The sequence below is a fragment of the Sulfitobacter delicatus genome, assembly GCF_900102535.1.
Taxonomy (GTDB): Bacteria; Pseudomonadota; Alphaproteobacteria; order Rhodobacterales; family Rhodobacteraceae; genus Sulfitobacter; species Sulfitobacter delicatus.
In genome coordinates, this window is the sequence record NZ_FNBP01000001.1 from 562,347 (window position 1) to 578,388 (window position 16,042).

Consider the following 16,042-nt stretch of genomic DNA (forward strand, 5'->3'; position numbering starts at 1 on the left):
TCACTGAGCGCGGGTGTTCCTTAGCCGTAACATTTTAAGAGGATTCCAGCCATGTATGTGATTGCCCCCCCAAAGCAGAGCAGTCTTGCCGTACAGGGCCGCGAAGAGCGTTTTCCAGTTCGTCGCGTGTTCTGTGTCGGCCGCAATTACGAGGCGCATGTGCTCGAAATGGGCAACGACATGCGCGACCCGCCGTTCTTTTTCACCAAGCCTGCCGACGCAGCACGCGACACGCCCTGCACAGTGCCCTATCCGCCTTTGACCGAGAGCTTTCATTTCGAAGCCGAGCTGGTCATCGCCATTGGCAAGGGCGGGGCGAATATTGAAGAGGCGGAGGTGATGGACCACATTTGGGGCGCGTCTGCGGGGATCGACCTCACCCGGCGGGACTTGCAGGCGGAGGCCAAGAAGATGGGCCGTCCTTGGGACTGGGCCAAAGCCTTTGACAATTCAGCGCCCATCGCACCGATCCTGCCGATTGCGGATGTCGCCTCGGTTGAAAAAGGACGTATCTGGCTGGCGGTGAATGGCGAGATGAAACAAGAGGCTGATCTGGCCGATATGATCTGGTCCGTGCGCGAGCATACCGCCGCCTTGTCGCGCGGTGTGACACTGGCACCGGGTGACATCATTATGACCGGAACACCGGCGGGCGTTGGCGCAGTAGAGCCCGGCGATGTGTTGACCGGCGGGGTCGACGGGATCGCGGAATTTGAGGTGACGATCGGCCCACGGGGCTAAGGTGGCTTTCGGGCCCGCAACGCCGATCTCGAATTAAACGCTGGCCAGCGTCCGCTCCGCGCGGGCGCGGGCTTGTTTGGCCAGATCGGGCAGGCCGGTCTTTTCGTAGACTTCGCTGAGCATCAGGTTCAGTGGCACCCCGTCAGGATCATAGGTGCGTCGCATCTCTAAAACCTGCTGTGCGGCAGAGGCCCGGCCATCGCGCACAAGCGCGTCGAGGTGGATCTGTTCGAACAAGTCGCGCTGCGCATGACTGCCACCACATTCCGCCATACGCGGCAGGGCCATACCCAACTCGCGGATTGCAGTAGCCCAGTCACCTTTGGCGTGGGCTGCGATCCCGCGCGCGGCGGGCAGGGCCACTTCGGCCCAGGCAGCGTGGTCATAGGCCGTGGTATCGGCGGAGCGAGCTTCGATAGCTTTGAACAATTCAGCGGCCTCGGGCCGGTCGGTGCGGCAAAGCGCATAAAGGTATTGCAGCGTGAGGAAGGGGCTGACCGTATCTTGCCCCCGCGCCGCAACGTGATCGGCTACATCGCCCCAGCGGTCACCTACATCGACGCCAGCAAACTCCATCCGTGCAAGCAAGGACACAGCGCCGACTTGGTCTTGCGAATAGTCTTTCTCCAGCCCCCAGATGTGCTGATCATAGGCCTGCCGCACGTCATCGTGACGGCCCTGCGACAGGTAGAACAGCGCCAGATGCCACCAGTTGTGACTGCGCATAAAGGAGTTCAGATCGGTCCAAGTTTCCACAACGCTCTCCATAAAACGCGCCCCCTCGGCGACGCGCCCCTCGGTCAGCATGACATGGGCCAGCGCGTGATGCGCCCAAGGCTCGTCATGGCGCAGCTCCATCGCGCGACGGGCGGCGGCTTCGGCGCGGTCGAGCAGATGGCATTGTTCGTAGCCAAAGGCGATCATGCCGTGTGTGTAGGCGATGTCTTCGGCCTCGGGCAGAGACTTCAGTGCCATGCGCAGCATCCCAGCCGCATCCCCGATGTTGAACAAATGGTATTGCGCCAGTTTCAGCATCGCCAGATCGCGTGGCCATTGATCGGTGATCTTATCGCAGGCGGCCAACAGGCCCGGCACATCGCCGTCGACCCAATGGCCAACAGCGCGGATGACCTCTTGCTCCCGCGCATTCGCACCACGGGCCGCCTGAGCGCGCTGCAGATAGGGCCGTGCTTTCTCGGGGGCGACGGGGTGTTCGAGAAACATCCAGAGCAAGGCCGCATAGGCGTTGACCAAGGGGCTCTCCGGATCCGCGTCCGCCGCAGCAATGACGCCGGCGGATTTGGGTTGATAGGCGAGGAAACCGTGGATGAAGTCATCAATTGCCTGTAGGGTATCCGGGCGGCTGGCTGTGGTTTCTAGCCCATAGAGGTCTTGTGTCATCTTATGTCTCCGGGGTCGTATCGTGGAATTGGCGCAGGTGTTTGGCCACGGCGTCGGCCGCGTCCCAATGGATCGAATGACCGGCATCGGGCAGGGTACGTTGTGTCACGTCGGGGATCGCAGCAAAGGCCTTCTCAGCATCGGCGCGGGGGATCAGCAGGTCGTCAGCGCCGTGGAGCACCTGCGTCCGGTAGGTCAGATCGGCGGGGCGTACTGTGGGGCGGAAGCCGCGGAGGGCCTGCATTTGATGGGCCATCGCGTCAGCGCTTTGCGCGTGGGGATAGGCGAGCGCGGCGGCAAGGGCCGTTCCGACATTGTCGGGATCCGTGAAAAATCCGGGCGCAAAAATCCATGGGTAGAGCGCGCGCAGCCAGAGTTGCTCCCCCTCCGGCGCCCGGCGCACGGCCAGCAGCGCGTCAAACACTGCCATCGTCCGCGGTGCGCGAACAGGGGCCGAAGCGAGAATGCTAAGCGCTTGAACCCGGTCTAGGGCCATGCCGGTCAATTCCATCGCCATCAAACCGCCCATGGAGTGACCGACGAGGTGGAATGTCTCATGCCCCAGATGATCCATCAGCGCCAAGGCGTCGCGGGCCATTTGCGCCACGCTGATTTCCGCGTCCCACGGCGTTGTGCGCCCGGTGCTGCGGTTGTCTGGGCGGATTAGGGTGAAATGATCGGTAAGCAGCGGCGCCAATGCGCCCCAACTCGCGCTGTCGCTGAGCATGCCAGCCAGCATCAAGAGCGGCGGTCCGCTGCCGTCGATTTCGTAGTGTAGGGAGATGTCGGGAAGAGATAGTTCAGGCATTCAATGTGCTCCAGCAGGGCAAGAGATCCCCTTCGGCGGGGGTGGCGGCATAGATCGCGCGGGCAATTGCGCGGGACAGGCAGAGCGCCGCCGCATGGCCAATCATCGCCACATCGCCGGCCGGTTTTGAGGCGGTGGTCAGCGAGAAAACCAGATCACCGTCATTCGGCATATGCGCGGGGACGACGGCGCGGGCGATGCCGTCATGGGCCGCCACGGCGACGCGCTGGCATTCGGCTTTGGAGAGCGTGGCATCGGTCGCCACAATAGCGATAGTGGTATTCGCGCGGGCCGACATCGCCGCCATTTTGCGGCTTTCAAAACTGAGCCCCAAACCGCTGGTCGGGTCTGGCCCCAGTCCGCCGAACTCCCCATCAATCTCGAAAGGGGCGGCGTGAAAGTGGTGGTCTCCGGGGGTGGTGACGGCGCCCACCGGGTTGGCGCCTACCAGTGCGCCAACCATGCTACCGTCAGGCAGTTGCAAACTAGCAGAGCCGAGGCCACCTTTGACCATCGCACTTAGCGCGCCGGTGCCTGCGCCGACGGAGCCGAGGGGAAAATTCTCAGACGCATCCGCCAGCGCTGCGCGGCCTAGATCGGCGTAGGGGTTCTGCCCCCAGCCTTTGTCACCGCCGTTTAGCAGATCAAACAAGATCGCGCCGGGCACCAGCGGGATCAGCGCATCGCCTACGCGAAAGCCGCGCCCTTGAGCGCGCAATGCGTCCACCACGCCCGAGCAGGCATCCAAACCAAAGGCGGAGCCGCCTGATAGCACCAGCGCATCCACTGCGGCCACGGTCTTGTCCGGCGCCAGCAGGTCAGTCTCACGCGTGCCGGGCGCGCCGCCCATGACATGTACAGATGCGGTGAAAGGGTTGTCCCCAATCAGAACCGTCGTGCCAGATTTCAGCGCTTCGTCTTGCGCATTGCCGACTTTGAGCCCCGCCACGTCGGTAATGAGGTTGCGCGGGCCGGGCTTCATCGCTGTGCTCATATACAGCGCCCGCCGTCGACTTCCAGCGCCACGCCGGTGACCATAGAGGCTTCGTCAGAACAAAGGTAAAGGGCCGCGTTGCCGATATCTTCGGGCTGCGAAAAGCGCCCTAGCGGGATGGTGGAGAGAAATTTCTCGCGCATTTCAGGGGTGTCTTCTCCCATAAAGGATGCCAGCAGCGGTGTCTCTCCGGCCACCGGGTTGATCGCATTGACCCGGATACTGTGATCCGCCAATTCCACGGCCATCGTTTTGGTCGCGGTGATCATCCACCCCTTCGACGCGTTATACCAGTTCAGGCCCGCACGGGGTGAAACACCGCCCGTGGAGGCAATGTTCAAGATCGCACCGCGCCCCTGCTCTTTCATATGGGGGACCACCGTTCGCGCGGTTAGATAGACGGACTTCATATTCACGTGAAACATTCGGTCGAAGTCTTCTTCGCTGATGTCTTCTAACGCGCCGGGCAGGTGGGTGACGCCTGCGTTGTTTACCAGAATGTCGATATGGTCCCAAAGGTCCTGCGCGGCGATCGTCAAGTCGCGTACCGATGCAGCGTCGCCCACATCAACCTGCTGTGCTGTTGCGTGGTCCCCCATTTCGCGGGCCAGTTGCGCTGCGCCATCGCCATCGATATCGGCGATCATCACCCGTGCCCCGTCTTTCAAAAAGCGCCTGACGATGCCCGCACCAAAGCCCGAAGCTCCCCCGGTTACGATGGCCGTTTTCCCTGTCAGTCGCATGGCGGTCCCCAGTTCTGGCGTGTTGCAGCTGCGCGGAGTTTGCGCCCTTCGACGCGCGATGCCAAGACTTGACACTTCCAGAAACGCGCCTCGCTCAGGCGGAAGCCATTAAAAAAGGCGCGCAGGTTGCCCCGCGCGCCTTCAGTCCGACCGGTATGAACCGCTCGAGATTACTTCTGCTCTTCGGCCACCGCCGCCGCGACTGCGGCTTCGAAAATCGCGAGACCTTCGTCAACGATTGCGTCTGAGGCAGTCAGCGGCACCATGACCCGCACGGCGTTGCCATGCATGCCACAGCTCAGCAGCAGCAGGCCGCGCTGGAGGGCGTGGGCGATGACGCGTTTGGTGAAGTCGGCGTCCGGTGTTGCGGTGTCAAAGTCGGACACAAACTCCACGGCAACCATGGCGCCAAGGCCGCGGATGTCCCAGAAACGGTAGGGAGCCGCACGCGCGCCGATCTCGGCAAAGCGGGCTTTCAGCGTTTCGCCCATCGCGGTGGAGCGGGCCAGCAGGCCTTCGTCCTCGATCGCTTCAATCGCTGCCAACGCTGCGGCGCAGGCGACTGGGTTGCCGCCATATGTGCCGCCCAAGCCGCCGGGGGCCATTGCGTCCATCACATCGGCCCGGCCAATCACGCCAGCCAGCGGGTAACCACCGGCCATGGATTTCGCCACGGTGATAAGGTCCGGCACAACGCCGGAGTGCTCAATGGCGAACCAAGTGCCGGTGCGGCCAAAGCCGGCCTGAACTTCGTCGGCAATCAGCAAAATGCCGTGCTGGTCGCAGATCGCACGAAGTTCCTGCATCATTTCGAAAGGAACCGGTGTGTAGCCGCCTTCGCCGAGCACCGGCTCAATGATGATCGCGGCCACGCGCTCGGGCTGGGCGTCGGTCAGGAAGAGGTTCTTCAACCCGGTGATCGCGTCCTGCACGGTGATACCGTCACGGACCGACGGGAAAGGCGCGCGGAAGACATCTGCCGGGAAGGGGCCGACGTCCTTTTTGTAGGGAGTGACTTTGCCGGTCATGCCCAGCGTCAGCAGTGTGCGGCCATGGTAGCCGCCGGTGAAGGCGATAACACCCGGACGGCCAGTCGCGGCGCGGGCGATTTTCACAGCGTTCTCGACCGCTTCGGCACCGGTGGTGACCAACAGGGTCTTTTTCGGCGCATCGCCGGGGGCCAGCGCGTTCAGCTTTTCTGCGAGGTCAATGTAAGGACCATAAGGCACGACCTGAAAGCTGGTGTGCGTGTAGAGGTCTTCTTGCGCCTTCGCAGCTTCGACGACTTTGGGGTGGCGGTGGCCGGTGTTCAACACGCCGATGCCGCCAACGAAGTCGATGTAACGGTTGCCTTCTACGTCCCAAAGCTCGGCGTTTTCGGCATATTTGGCATAGATCGGTGCGGCAGAAGCGACGCCGCGCGGAACAGCAGCATCGCGACGGGCAACGAGTGCCGCGTTGGTCGGGCCGCTTTGGTTGGCGACGTCCGAGGACACAACGGTCATTTTCGGCGCTTCCACCTTGGTTTTGGCAGAGGTTTTGCGGTTGGTCTTCTTCTTGGCAGTGCTGGACATGGGCTGATACCTTTAAGCGAAGGAACGGGGTTGTAGCAGTAGATCGTTTAAAAAATCTCTGATGTCGTTTAAAATAATTGTCAATCTTGATTTCGTTCTCTATCTACCAATTTGCTTGTGCTGGCGTGAATGCCTTTAGCTATAAGGGCGCAGACGGCGGAAAACCCAAAAGGACAAGTCTTTGAATATCGGCGACAAACTCCGGGCCCTAAGGGAGCAGCATGGGCTATCGCAACGCGAACTTGCGTCGCGGGCCGGGTTGACCAATGGCACGATTTCGCTGATCGAAAAGAACCGCACAAGCCCCTCAGTGGCTTCTCTCAAGAGCCTGCTTGATGCGATTCCCATCAGTATGGCGGAGTTTTTCTCAATTTTGGAAGACGAGGATACGGTCAAGGTGTTCTACCGAGCCGACGAACTCACCGAGATTTCCCCGAGCAGCCAAGGGGGGGTGTCACTTCGCCAATTGGGAAATGCCGAGCGGCATGCTTTGCAGGTGTTGTATGAGACCTATGAACCCGGCGCGGACACGGGGCCGGAATGGCTCAGCCATGAAGGCGAGGAAGCGGGTATCGTCGTGCAAGGCGATATTGAGGTAACGGTGGATGGCACGATCAGCAACCTCGGCGCAGGCGATGGATATCTCTTCGACAGTCGGCTGCCGCATCGGTTCCGCAATACAGGCGACAAGAAATGCGTCATTGTCAGCGCTTGCACGCCGCCAAGCTTCTAGATTTCCCGACATAGGGCAGCCAAGCGATCACCCGCCCCGAAACTGGTGTTCGGGGCGGGTGATCATGCTTAGGTCGTCAGTAGTCTGACCGATAATTCGACCTTTGTGCTTCCGGTTGCCGTTCGTCGCTTCCGGCTCGGTCCTCATCCGTATGAAGTTCTCTTCGGCCCGTGGTGAGGGCAAGGATAATGACCGCAGCCAAGGTCAGGATGGTCAGGCCGCCGAGAAATAGCTCCGTGGTCATTCCATGTCCTTTCCGCAGTGCGTTTCAAGGTCTCAACTGGGACTGACGCAAAGGGTTCCCGGAAATTTCACGATTGATCGGCCCGGTGACCAAAGCGCCACTTTCTCGGCAAAGACTCGCACAAAGGCGTTTAGTAATCGTAAACCATCTTACTGTCGGTCGGCACGGGGAAGTCGACGCGCATTTCATAGACGCCGTTCTTGGTTTCGATTTCCACATGGCCATTAAGCTGACGGGTAAAAGCGAGGATCAACCGCGATCCGAGCCCGGTGCCCGTTGGCACCTCGTCAGGATTGCCGATGGTATTGCGCACCTCCAGCATCGCCTTTTCCGGCCCAGTATAGCTGAGTTTAAGCGAAATGAAGCCCTTGCCTGGGGCGACGGTCGCGACGTACTTCAGCGCGTTCGTTACCGCTTCGGAGACCAGCAGCGTTAGCGGGGCCGCGTCGTCCGCGTCGATCTCAATGGTTTCATAGCTCTGGTCAACCTGAACATCGCCCCCGGAGGCCAGCCCGATCGACAGGCTCTGATTTACGATCTCGCGCAGGAGTTCACTGGCATCGACACGGACGAGATCGTCGTTCTGATACAAGTTTTTGTGAACCGTAGCGAGGCTGAGAATCCGCTCTTGCAAGCGCCGAAGGACAAAACGCGCATCTTCGCTTTTCGCCTGACGGATCTGCATGTTCATGATCGATGAGATCAGTTGCAGGTTGTTTTTGACCCGGTGGTGAACCTCTTTCAGCAAGATGTTCTTCTGCCGCAGACTGTCTTCGAGCGTGGCTTCATCGCGCAGAATGGATTCCGCCATCCCGATGAAGGCGGCCTCCATCTCCACAAGTTCGGTCGGCACGGACGATCCCAATGTCCCACGGGGCAGGGTCCGGTTCAGCGCGAAGCGCCGCATCTGCCGGCCCAGCTTGCGGATGTGGTTAATCGCAAGCCGGTTCAGCGCCCAAAAGGCCACGACGAGGCTGGCGACCCACATGACAATCGGCAAGAGCGCACTCAGTCGTGTTGAAACGCCGGTATCCAAAAAGGGCGTATCGCTCGGCCAGACGCTGAGGGCATAGACTGTATCCGGCACAATCGGCACGATTGCATAGGCGCGTTCTTCGCCCACCGCGTTCTTGGAGAAGAAAACGCTCGGCTCCTGATTCGTCAGCAGAGAGAGCGCAATATCAGCCGGGTATTCCTGTTTGGCGGTTTCCAACCCGTTTTCCGTGGTCAGGATATGGCCCTTCTTGTTCAGGGTCATCATCGCCACGTTGCTGTGCTTATCGTTGGTTTCCCGGATCGCGTTGATCGCGTCCTGCGGGATGCTAAGGGCCATAAACCCAATCAGCTCCCGGTTTTCGTACACCGGCGCATTGATAAGGGTGATGACCTGTTTGCTAACAGCCCCCTGGGTGACCGGCATGGCCCGACGCACCGGGTTGTCGTGCAGAGTGCGAAAGTTCTCGACCTCAGAAAAATCATGTTCCTGCCCCGTGGAGGAGCAGGTCATTTTTCCATCCAGTCCGACAAAGCCAACAAGCGAGTAGATGTCAGAGGCCTGTTTATACTCTCTTAGAAAGTCGGTGCATTCCTGCGGGTCATCCCGCCTAAGGCGTACGATTGAGGTTAGCGCCTCGGCGGCGCCGAATGCTTCCTGAATGACCCGGCGCTCTGCTGCAGAAGCTTGTTCGGTTACGGCAATCAGCGATAATTCCGCGCTTTCACGGCTTTGATCCGCGATCTGCCGAGTTTGTACCACCGCGATCAGCCCGATGGGCAATAGCGCGAGGGACAAAAACAGCAGAACCCGGATCGTCAGCCCGCGCATCAGATCACCGCTGAAAAAGCCTGAAGTCATGTTTAGAAAGAAGAAACTTTGGAAGCGGAGAGCACGGACATTGTGGCGTCATCGGTCATCTCCAAAGATTCATTGTCGTGGTGACCCAGAAGTTCAGCCAGACGTGCACGTGCCCGATTGGTACGGCTCTTGATCGTGCCAACAGCAACCCCGCACATCTCGGCAGCTTCTTCGTAAGAGAACCCAGAGGCCCCAACGAGCAAGAGGGCTTCGCGTTGTTCGTCTTTCAGCAGAGCCAGAGCTTTGCGGAAGTCAGTCATCTGCATGTGCCCATCATGGGCCGGCTTTTCCGCCAAACCATCTGTCAGGACACCGTCAACATCGGACACTTCGCGCTTGGCCTTACGACGAGACGAGTAATAGGTGTTGCGCAAAATGGTGAAGAGCCAGGCCCGCATATTGGTACCGACTTCAAATTTGTCGATGTTCGTCCATGCCTTGACCAGCGTGTCCTGTACCATGTCGTCTGCTGTCGCGCCGTTGCGGGTCAGGCTAATGGCAAAGGCCCGCATGGCCGGCAGGTGTTCTACCAGCTCATCGCGCGGATCGGAGCGGTTCATTATGACGATCCTTTTTCTGAGTCCTGTTCCTTCAGCTTTTGAAGCAGGTCCTTGAAGCGATCAGGGATTCCTTCCTCCAGCGTCTCATCGAAAACCCGCTTGAGGTTGTCATCTATGACGCGCTCGCGCTCGTCCTTGTTTCCTGAGTTCACTAACATCACCTCTGGCATCGTCGTCTCGTTTGAATAATTATGTACGCATACTGGAACCAAACACAATGTCCGGGTGTTTGGTTCCAAGAAAAGTTAAAAAGGATCCGACTAGATGAACGATGCGACACAAAAGACCAGCATCAGCGATGAACTGGGTGCAAACATTCCCTATCTTCGCCGGTTCGCGCGGGCAATGACAGGTAGCCAGACCAGCGGCGACACTTTCGCGGCCGCAGCGCTGGAGGCCATCCTGGTTGATCGCTCGGTGCTTGACGGAGTAGATACAAAGACAGGTTTGTTCAAGGTGCTCTACGGCATTTGGGCCAGCGCTGGTGCCCCCGTTGAAGAGGGTGAAAGCGGCCCCCGGGCCAAGGCGCAGCGCCATCTGTCCAGCCTCACAAACAACAGCCGAGAAGCGCTTTTGCTGCACACGATTGAGGGTTTTTCTCACGAAGAGATCGCCAAGATTATCGGCGTTGATGATGCCGAAGCGGCTGAATTGATCCAGATCGCCCACCGCGAAATGGCGGACAGCACTTCTGGTTCGGTCATGATCATCGAAGACGAAGCGATCATCGCGATGGACATTGAATCCATCGTGGCCGACATGGGCCACCGTGTAACAGGTATCGCACGGACCCGCGAAGAGGCGGTCAAACTCGGCAAGGCTGATGTTCCGGACCTCATCCTCGCGGACATTCAGCTCGCTGATAACTCTTCAGGTATCGACGCTGTGAATGACCTGTTGAACGAGCTTGGCATGCGCCCGGTAATCTTTATCACGGCCTTCCCCGAGCGTTTGCTGACAGGTGACAAGCCGGAACCGGCCTTCTTGATCTCCAAACCCTATTCTGTGGATCAAGTGGTTTCCGCCGTATCCCAGGCGATGTTCTTCTCTTCCACGGAAACATTGAACGCCTAAAGCCAAGAGACGCGCCGTGCCCATACCTGTCCGCTTGTTTAGCGGGCATCGGCGCGTCTTACTTGTCCCCCTCGCGAGATTGCCGCGAGGCCATAGCGGGCCATTTTGGCCTAAGATAAATTTGACAGGAGCCACACATGGCCAAGACACCAGCCGCCAATGCCAAGCAAGTGACCGTTGACGAATTGGCCGATCAGATCGCGCTGTTGAAGAAAGACATTACTTCTCTGACCGAGACTTTGGGCAGCTACGGCAAAGCCAAGTCAGAAGAGATGCGTGACACGGCGCGAACTGCTGCTGACGAGCTTTCCGAAGCCGGACGGGCGAAAGCAATGGAAGCGCAGAAACAAGCAGAAGAATTTCTGCGGACCCAACCCGGCACCGCACTTGGTATCGCTGCCGGACTAGGCTTTCTCGTGGGTATCATAACGGCACGCCGCTAATGCTTGCTGGCGTAATGCAACATCTGCGCGCCTCGGCTGCGCGCGCAGCGCGAACAGCAATGCTCAGCGCCACCGGCGCGTTCATGCTGCTGATTGGCCTGATGTTCCTGACCCTTGCAGCTTGGCTCTATCTCGTGACCGTCACTACGGCCCTCACCGCCGCCTTGATCCTCGGGGCTGCTTACCTTGGCGTTGGCTTTCTACTCCTGGCCATCGCTGGTTCACGCGGCGCAGCGCCACCTTCCCGACAGCCCGAGGCGGATAGCGGTCATCCTGAGCATGATGGGCTTAAGAACCTCGTAATGGCTTTTCTTGCGGGCATCACCGCAGGTCAGAAAGCGCGTCGCTGACAGTTTTCAACAAGGTGGTGCTAGAGAACGGGCGGGGGAGATAGTCTAGGTCCACGTCCACTTCGCCCGGTTGAGGGGTGTCATCAACGATGAGCACAACCGGAAACCAGGCCCGCAGATTGCGAATTTCTGGCCGCCACTGCTGAAACTCTTCCTGCGTGACCGAGAATACGGCGACAGCGATCTCACTGATCCTCTCGACGACCTTGGTGATGTCGAAAGCCTCCAGCACGTCAATTTTACATTGCGGAAAAGCAGCAGAAAGGGTTTCGTTAATATCTGAACACACCAATGGGTCTGGTTCGTAGATCAGGATAGACATGGGTCTCCCCCCGAGGGTTCAAAAGCCCTCCTCTAAGGCGATCTCGGCAAGCGCGCATTAAACTATGACATAAAGGGGCTCAAACAGCCGATGCCGACACAATGCCGCTATTGTCCGTTACAGCGCAAAGATGCATTTCTCCCTCTGTCGAAAGACGAACTGAGCTTCATGGAAAAGTTCAAGTCGGGCGAGCTTACCGTAGAACCGGGCACGCCGATCCTTCTCGAAGGGTCCAACGCACCGCAACTGTTCACCGCGCTTTCGGGTATGGGCATCCGAGACAAGACTTTGGAAAACGGCAAACGGCAGGTCATTAATTTCGTCTTTCCCGGTGACTTTATTGGATTGCAGGCCGGCGTCATGGGCGAGATGGGCCACTCAGTTGAAGCGCGGACCCATATGCGGCTCTGTGTGTTTAACCGGAGCGAGTTCTACAATTTTTTCAAATCCCACCCCGAACGCGCATTTGACATCACCTGGCTTGCCGCCATCGAAGAGCATTTCATGGGCGAGGTGCTTGCAACGATTGGTCAGCGTACGGCCACACAGTCTGTCGCATGGGCCTTGGTCAAGATTTTCGAACGCGGCAGGTCGCTGGGAATGGTAACGCAAAACCAGATGCCCTTGCCCTATACTCAGCGCGACCTTGCAGACGCGCTCGGCCTGTCGCTAGTGCATACAAACAAGACCCTAGCCGCGCTCAAAGAGCGTCAGCTTCTCTCTTGGTCAGACCGTATTTTGCAGATCAACGACCTGGAAGCCTTGGCGAAAGAAGGGCTTACGTCGCTCGAAGGACGTCAGAAACGCCCCCTGATGTAGCGGCTTAATCGCTGTCCACCTTAATCCAAGTATCCGCCGCAGTCGCCCCCCTTTGACCGCGCGGTTTTGGTTTGCCTATGGTGCTGTCCGGGCGGGTTCTTCGTTCAATCTGCGCATTAAGCGCGGCACCGAAGAGGATCAAAAAGCTGCTGATCCACAACCAGATCAACATGGCGATGACCGCGCCAATCGATCCATAGACTTGGTTATAATTACCGAAATTTGCGACGTAGTAGGAAAACCCAACAGACACGGCAGCCCATGACATTACGGCCAGAATGGCACCGCTGCTCAGCCACGCCATGCGCGGGGCGCGGCGGTTAGGACCAAACCGGTAGAGAACCCCAACGCCTGCGAACAAGACGACCACGGCCACCGTCCAACGCAAGAGGTCGGCCACGGCATTGCCAAAGGGGCCCAATGGGATAAAAGCCAAGAAGATCGGCGCGACGACAACCGTCAAGAGCGCCACAATCCCAACCGCCACGAGGCTAATCGTTAACAGAAGGGCGTGCAGGTAATGCCGCGCTGCCTTGCGGTTGCGTTCGCCATAAACGGTGTTGAGGCCAATCACCATCGCCCCAACGCCCGCACGCGCCGACCACAACGCAACGAATAACGAAAGCACCCCCGCCCAACCCAGAGTATCGGCGCGGGCGGTGACGAGCCCCGTCACCTGCGTATTGATGATGTCATAAACATCATCCGGCAAAAGCCCGCGAACGTCCTCCAGCTGTGCCACCACAACGACCGGATCGGAAATCAATCCGAGCAGGGCGATCAGCGCAGCCAATGCGGGAAACAAAGACAACATCGCAAAAAACGCCACCCCGGCCGAAATAAGTGCAAGGTTCGCCTCAGCCGCCTGCGCGAGACTGGCTTTGATCGCGTCCCAGTAAATCGCCGGTCGTGTCGGTGGGCGGCGCTGTATCAAATCAGGCCCTTTCCTGTCCGGGGTGAGGCCAACCATAGCCGGTCAACGTTCAGATTCCTCAACATCGTCGCGAACCTGGCCCCAAGCGACAAGGGTAAAGACCAAGGTCCCCCCGATGATGTTGCCGACAAGCACCGGCAGGAAGAACCCGAAGATGGCTTGGCTGATCCCCAACCCCCCGTGCAGCATCAACGCCGCCATCTCAACCGATCCCGCCACGATATGCGTGAAATCACCTGCAGCGATAAGCCAGGTAAAGGTAAGAATCAGAAAGAACGCCGCCTCATCGGCCTCGGGCAACATCCATACGATCAGGGCCACAATCACCCCCGCCGGTATGGCGCGCCAAAAGCCTTCCGCAGGACCCATCCCTGTCGCATGTTCCGACAGGCTAATGATCGCCGGGAGAATCTCTTGAGGGACTGCAGGCGTGTAGATGAACAGTGCCGCTGCAGCAAAAGCTCCGATAACATTGGCGCCTAACACCACGCCCCAGAGCCGAAGTAAGCTTCCGAGAATACCCCAGCTGCGTTCCTGCATAAGTGGCAAGACCGTTGTAATCGTGTTCTCAGTAAAAAGCTGCATCCGCCCCATAATCACCGCGATGAATCCCAGCGAATAGCCAAGGTTCTCTACGAGGTAGCGCCACTCTGCGTCAGGCAGGTAAGTACGGAAAATAGCCTCGCCCAAAACCGAAAGGCTGATCAACATACCCGCTGAGATGCCCGACCAGATCAGCGAGCGATTGGTCCGGTTCAACTCGTCGCGCCCCTCGCGTCGGATCACCTCATAGATCAGTTTGGGTGACAGGGCCGCCGCATTGCTGACGGAGCGTTCTTCAGCTTCTTCCGACACAGCGGATTGCGGAGGTTTGTTCTGGATCAGTGGGGCCATCAGATATTTCCTGAGTGTATAGACAAGAATTACCTAGTGCTTAGCGCCTCTGCGAACAGTAAAAAGCTGGCTGATCACGCGAAGGTGCCCCTGCCGGAAACGTTTGGGCGAGCTGCTTGAGCCCTCAATCCTTCATCCTTTCTTAAATACCGTATCCCGCCTTCACCCCCGGACGGTCCGCCCGCGTTCAACCACTCGAGCACTTCAACGCCAACCCCTCAACAATCGCCGTCAGCGCCGCACCCCGGTGCACTTCCGCCTGCGGAAACCGGTCCTGCAGAGCCGCCTCGACAACCTGCATCAGGCTTGACCCGCCAACAAAGATCAGCCGGTCCACTTCTTCCGCCTCCATGTCCGCAACTTTCAAGGTCTCCATAGCCGCCGCGCCAATTTGCTCGGCCAGCCCAGACAACCGTTTGCGCACCCAAGCGCGGGGCAGAGGAAGCGTTGCGCGTGGTTTGAGCATTGAGACGTCAATCACAGGGTCTTCGTCGCCGTCCTTTCCGTCATTTGCTCGGATTTTCCCCGCCTCAACGGCAAAGGCCAGATCATGCCCCAACTCTTCGTCGAGCACTTTGACCAATCGGGCCAAACGTTTTGGATGTACCGCAAATTTCTGTAGGTCCGCTGCTGCACGGTGTGTTTCGGGACCGTAGAGAAATGGGATCTTTGCCCAAGTCGCCAGGTCGTTAAAGATCGCGTTCGGCGCCAGGTGGGTGTCATTGCCAAAGGCATGGCGGATCTCGCTGCCCATACCGAGTTGCGGCATCACCCGCCCAATTGACAGGGAGCGGTCAAAGTCCGTGCCGCCAAGGCGAATACCGTGGCTGGCCAAGATGTCGATCTCATCCGCGCCCCGTTGGCGGAAGAGGGTGAAATCCGAGGTGCCCCCGCCAATATCGACCACCAAGCCAAGATCGCCCGGGCGCAGCGCGTCACGGTTGGCCTGCGCTGCGGCCTCCGGCTCATTCATAAAGTCTACTTGCGAGAAACCAGCTCTGGCATAGGCTTCTTTCAGGTCAATCAGAGCCTGCGCATTGCGTGCGTCGTTGTCTGAGTGAAACCGTACCGGGCGCCCTGACAGGGCTGCGTCGAATTTCTGGCCGGTCGCCGCTTCGGCGCGGGTCTTCACCGTGCTCAGAAAACGCGCAACGATGTCGATGAAATCCAGCCGCTCGCCCAAGAGAACCCGCTTTTCGCGCATCAATCGCGTTCCGAGCAAGCTCTTCAGACCACGCATGTACCGCCCCTCGGCCCCGGCCAGCAAAGCGTCAGACGCGGCAGCGCCAATTCGCATCTCGTAAGATTCAAAATCGAAAAAGACAGCCGTTGGCAGAGTCTGCGCCTCAGCCTCAAGCGCAATCAGATGCGGAACACCGTCAATAGCGATACCCGCCGCGGTATTGGAGGTCCCGAAATCAATTCCAAGTGTGGCCATGGGTTCTCCAATCGCTCGTTTTGCTGGCGCCGTGACTGTTGGGCGCCTTTGCAGAGGCCCGGCGATACCCTCCTTATGCGCGCTTGGCAACGAATGCTGGCGCGCCACGCAGCTT

The 16,042-nt window shown here is 59.0% G+C and carries 19 protein-coding genes; 6 read left to right on the top strand and 13 right to left on the bottom strand.

Going from position 1 to position 16,042, the window contains the following annotated elements; all coding sequences use genetic code 11:
• The first annotated feature begins 51 nt into the window (after window positions 1–51).
• The gene (locus BLS57_RS02845) at window positions 52–741 is read left to right on the top strand and encodes a fumarylacetoacetate hydrolase family protein (RefSeq protein ID WP_093738949.1); all 690 of its coding nucleotides are present in this window, start codon (window positions 52–54) and stop codon (window positions 739–741) included.
• Between the two features lie 33 nt (window positions 742–774).
• Here BLS57_RS02845 and BLS57_RS02850 read toward each other — a convergent pair whose 3' ends face one another.
• The 5 genes from BLS57_RS02850 to gabT form a co-directional block, all read right to left on the bottom strand.
• Window positions 775–2,142: a tetratricopeptide repeat protein gene (locus tag BLS57_RS02850; RefSeq protein ID WP_093738951.1), complete on the bottom strand. Its 1,368-nt coding sequence runs from the start codon at window positions 2,140–2,142 to the stop codon at window positions 775–777.
• A 1-nt stretch (window position 2,143) separates the two neighbouring features.
• On the bottom strand, window positions 2,144–2,950 hold the full coding sequence (locus tag BLS57_RS02855; RefSeq protein ID WP_093738953.1) for an alpha/beta fold hydrolase: 807 nt from the start codon (window positions 2,948–2,950) through the stop codon (window positions 2,144–2,146).
• The gene (locus BLS57_RS02860) at window positions 2,943–3,932 is read right to left on the bottom strand and encodes a P1 family peptidase (protein ID WP_093738955.1); all 990 of its coding nucleotides are present in this window, start codon (window positions 3,930–3,932) and stop codon (window positions 2,943–2,945) included. Before BLS57_RS02860 ends, BLS57_RS02855 begins: the two co-directional genes overlap by 8 nt.
• 8 nt (window positions 3,933–3,940) lie before the next feature.
• Window positions 3,941–4,687: an SDR family oxidoreductase gene (locus BLS57_RS02865; protein ID WP_093738957.1), complete on the bottom strand. Its 747-nt coding sequence runs from the start codon at window positions 4,685–4,687 to the stop codon at window positions 3,941–3,943.
• Between the two features lie 170 nt (window positions 4,688–4,857).
• Window positions 4,858–6,261, bottom strand: a complete 1,404-nt coding sequence (gene gabT / locus BLS57_RS02870) for a 4-aminobutyrate--2-oxoglutarate transaminase (RefSeq protein WP_208597503.1) — start codon at window positions 6,259–6,261, stop codon at window positions 4,858–4,860.
• 181 nt (window positions 6,262–6,442) lie between these two features.
• Between gabT and BLS57_RS02875 the strand changes: the two genes are divergently transcribed.
• Complete coding sequence (locus BLS57_RS02875) at window positions 6,443–6,994, top strand: cupin domain-containing protein (protein ID WP_093738959.1); 552 nt, start codon at window positions 6,443–6,445, stop codon at window positions 6,992–6,994.
• A 76-nt stretch (window positions 6,995–7,070) separates the two neighbouring features.
• Here the strand turns inward: BLS57_RS02875 and BLS57_RS19690 are convergent, their stop codons facing one another.
• The 4 genes from BLS57_RS19690 to BLS57_RS02890 all read right to left on the bottom strand — a co-directional run bounded on the left by BLS57_RS19690 (window position 7,071) and on the right by BLS57_RS02890 (window position 9,823).
• Entirely contained in the window at window positions 7,071–7,238 is a 168-nt protein-coding gene (locus BLS57_RS19690) for a hypothetical protein (RefSeq protein ID WP_167356360.1), read from the bottom strand.
• A 130-nt stretch (window positions 7,239–7,368) separates the two neighbouring features.
• Window positions 7,369–9,093: a histidine kinase dimerization/phosphoacceptor domain -containing protein gene (locus BLS57_RS02880; protein WP_093738961.1), complete on the bottom strand. Its 1,725-nt coding sequence runs from the start codon at window positions 9,091–9,093 to the stop codon at window positions 7,369–7,371.
• A gap of 2 nt (window positions 9,094–9,095) precedes the next feature.
• Window positions 9,096–9,653 carry an RNA polymerase sigma factor gene (locus BLS57_RS02885; protein ID WP_093738963.1) on the bottom strand — a complete coding sequence of 186 codons (558 nt, stop codon included), beginning with the start codon at window positions 9,651–9,653 and terminating at the stop codon, window positions 9,096–9,098.
• Complete coding sequence (locus BLS57_RS02890; protein WP_208597504.1) at window positions 9,653–9,823, bottom strand: NepR family anti-sigma factor; 171 nt, start codon at window positions 9,821–9,823, stop codon at window positions 9,653–9,655. The genes BLS57_RS02885 and BLS57_RS02890 overlap by 1 nt, the downstream gene beginning before the upstream one ends.
• A 94-nt stretch (window positions 9,824–9,917) precedes the next feature.
• Here BLS57_RS02890 and BLS57_RS02895 point away from each other — a divergent pair, with 94 nt between their 5' ends.
• The 3 genes from BLS57_RS02895 to BLS57_RS02905 all read left to right on the top strand — a co-directional run bounded on the left by BLS57_RS02895 (window position 9,918) and on the right by BLS57_RS02905 (window position 11,520).
• On the top strand, window positions 9,918–10,727 hold the full coding sequence (locus tag BLS57_RS02895; protein ID WP_093738965.1) for a response regulator: 810 nt from the start codon (window positions 9,918–9,920) through the stop codon (window positions 10,725–10,727).
• A gap of 137 nt (window positions 10,728–10,864) precedes the next feature.
• A complete protein-coding gene (locus BLS57_RS02900) occupies window positions 10,865–11,170 on the top strand; it encodes an ElaB/YgaM/YqjD family protein (RefSeq protein WP_093738967.1) in 306 nt (101 codons plus the stop codon).
• Window positions 11,170–11,520: a phage holin family protein gene (locus BLS57_RS02905; RefSeq protein ID WP_093738969.1), complete on the top strand. Its 351-nt coding sequence runs from the start codon at window positions 11,170–11,172 to the stop codon at window positions 11,518–11,520. Before BLS57_RS02900 ends, BLS57_RS02905 begins: the two co-directional genes overlap by 1 nt.
• On the opposite strand, the gene BLS57_RS02910 is transcribed toward BLS57_RS02905, so the two are convergent.
• Entirely contained in the window at window positions 11,492–11,842 is a 351-nt protein-coding gene (locus BLS57_RS02910) for a DNA-binding transcriptional response regulator (protein ID WP_093738971.1), read from the bottom strand. The two genes, BLS57_RS02905 and BLS57_RS02910, sit on opposite strands and share 29 nt — an antisense overlap.
• Before the next feature lie 90 nt (window positions 11,843–11,932).
• Between BLS57_RS02910 and BLS57_RS02915 the strand changes: the two genes are divergently transcribed.
• Window positions 11,933–12,661 carry a Crp/Fnr family transcriptional regulator gene (locus BLS57_RS02915; protein WP_093738973.1) on the top strand — a complete coding sequence of 243 codons (729 nt, stop codon included), beginning with the start codon at window positions 11,933–11,935 and terminating at the stop codon, window positions 12,659–12,661.
• Between the two features lie 4 nt (window positions 12,662–12,665).
• On the opposite strand, the gene BLS57_RS02920 is transcribed toward BLS57_RS02915, so the two are convergent.
• From BLS57_RS02920 to BLS57_RS02930, 3 genes are all read right to left on the bottom strand, one after another.
• Window positions 12,666–13,595 carry a YihY/virulence factor BrkB family protein gene (locus tag BLS57_RS02920; RefSeq protein ID WP_093739166.1) on the bottom strand — a complete coding sequence of 310 codons (930 nt, stop codon included), beginning with the start codon at window positions 13,593–13,595 and terminating at the stop codon, window positions 12,666–12,668.
• Window positions 13,596–13,637: 42 nt separating this feature from the next.
• Window positions 13,638–14,489, bottom strand: a complete 852-nt coding sequence (locus BLS57_RS02925; protein ID WP_093738975.1) for a formate/nitrite transporter family protein — start codon at window positions 14,487–14,489, stop codon at window positions 13,638–13,640.
• A 187-nt stretch (window positions 14,490–14,676) separates the two neighbouring features.
• A complete protein-coding gene (locus BLS57_RS02930) occupies window positions 14,677–15,927 on the bottom strand; it encodes an Hsp70 family protein (protein ID WP_093738977.1) in 1,251 nt (416 codons plus the stop codon).
• Window positions 15,928–16,042: the final 115 nt, after the last annotated feature.

Excerpts from the sequence above, each read along its gene's own strand:
- BLS57_RS02845 (WP_093738949.1), top strand. The coding sequence starts at position 52 with ATGTATGTGATTGCCCCCCCAAAGCAGAGCAGTCTTGCCGTACAGGGC.
- BLS57_RS02850 (WP_093738951.1), bottom strand. The coding sequence starts at position 2,142 with ATGACACAAGACCTCTATGGGCTAGAAACCACAGCCAGCCGCCCGGAT.
- BLS57_RS02855 (WP_093738953.1), bottom strand. The coding sequence starts at position 2,950 with ATGCCTGAACTATCTCTTCCCGACATCTCCCTACACTACGAAATCGAC.
- BLS57_RS02860 (WP_093738955.1), bottom strand. The coding sequence starts at position 3,932 with ATGAAGCCCGGCCCGCGCAACCTCATTACCGACGTGGCGGGGCTCAAA.
- BLS57_RS02865 (WP_093738957.1), bottom strand. The coding sequence starts at position 4,687 with ATGCGACTGACAGGGAAAACGGCCATCGTAACCGGGGGAGCTTCGGGC.
- gabT (WP_208597503.1), bottom strand. The coding sequence starts at position 6,261 with ATGTCCAGCACTGCCAAGAAGAAGACCAACCGCAAAACCTCTGCCAAA.
- BLS57_RS19690 (WP_167356360.1), bottom strand. The coding sequence starts at position 7,238 with ATGACCACGGAGCTATTTCTCGGCGGCCTGACCATCCTGACCTTGGCT.
- BLS57_RS02880 (WP_093738961.1), bottom strand. The coding sequence starts at position 9,093 with ATGACTTCAGGCTTTTTCAGCGGTGATCTGATGCGCGGGCTGACGATC.
- BLS57_RS02885 (WP_093738963.1), bottom strand. The coding sequence starts at position 9,653 with ATGAACCGCTCCGATCCGCGCGATGAGCTGGTAGAACACCTGCCGGCC.
- BLS57_RS02890 (WP_208597504.1), bottom strand. The coding sequence starts at position 9,823 with ATGCCAGAGGTGATGTTAGTGAACTCAGGAAACAAGGACGAGCGCGAG.
- BLS57_RS02895 (WP_093738965.1), top strand. The coding sequence starts at position 9,918 with ATGAACGATGCGACACAAAAGACCAGCATCAGCGATGAACTGGGTGCA.
- BLS57_RS02900 (WP_093738967.1), top strand. The coding sequence starts at position 10,865 with ATGGCCAAGACACCAGCCGCCAATGCCAAGCAAGTGACCGTTGACGAA.
- BLS57_RS02905 (WP_093738969.1), top strand. The coding sequence starts at position 11,170 with ATGCTTGCTGGCGTAATGCAACATCTGCGCGCCTCGGCTGCGCGCGCA.
- BLS57_RS02910 (WP_093738971.1), bottom strand. The coding sequence starts at position 11,842 with ATGTCTATCCTGATCTACGAACCAGACCCATTGGTGTGTTCAGATATT.
- BLS57_RS02915 (WP_093738973.1), top strand. The coding sequence starts at position 11,933 with ATGCCGACACAATGCCGCTATTGTCCGTTACAGCGCAAAGATGCATTT.
- BLS57_RS02925 (WP_093738975.1), bottom strand. The coding sequence starts at position 14,489 with ATGGCCCCACTGATCCAGAACAAACCTCCGCAATCCGCTGTGTCGGAA.
- BLS57_RS02930 (WP_093738977.1), bottom strand. The coding sequence starts at position 15,927 with ATGGCCACACTTGGAATTGATTTCGGGACCTCCAATACCGCGGCGGGT.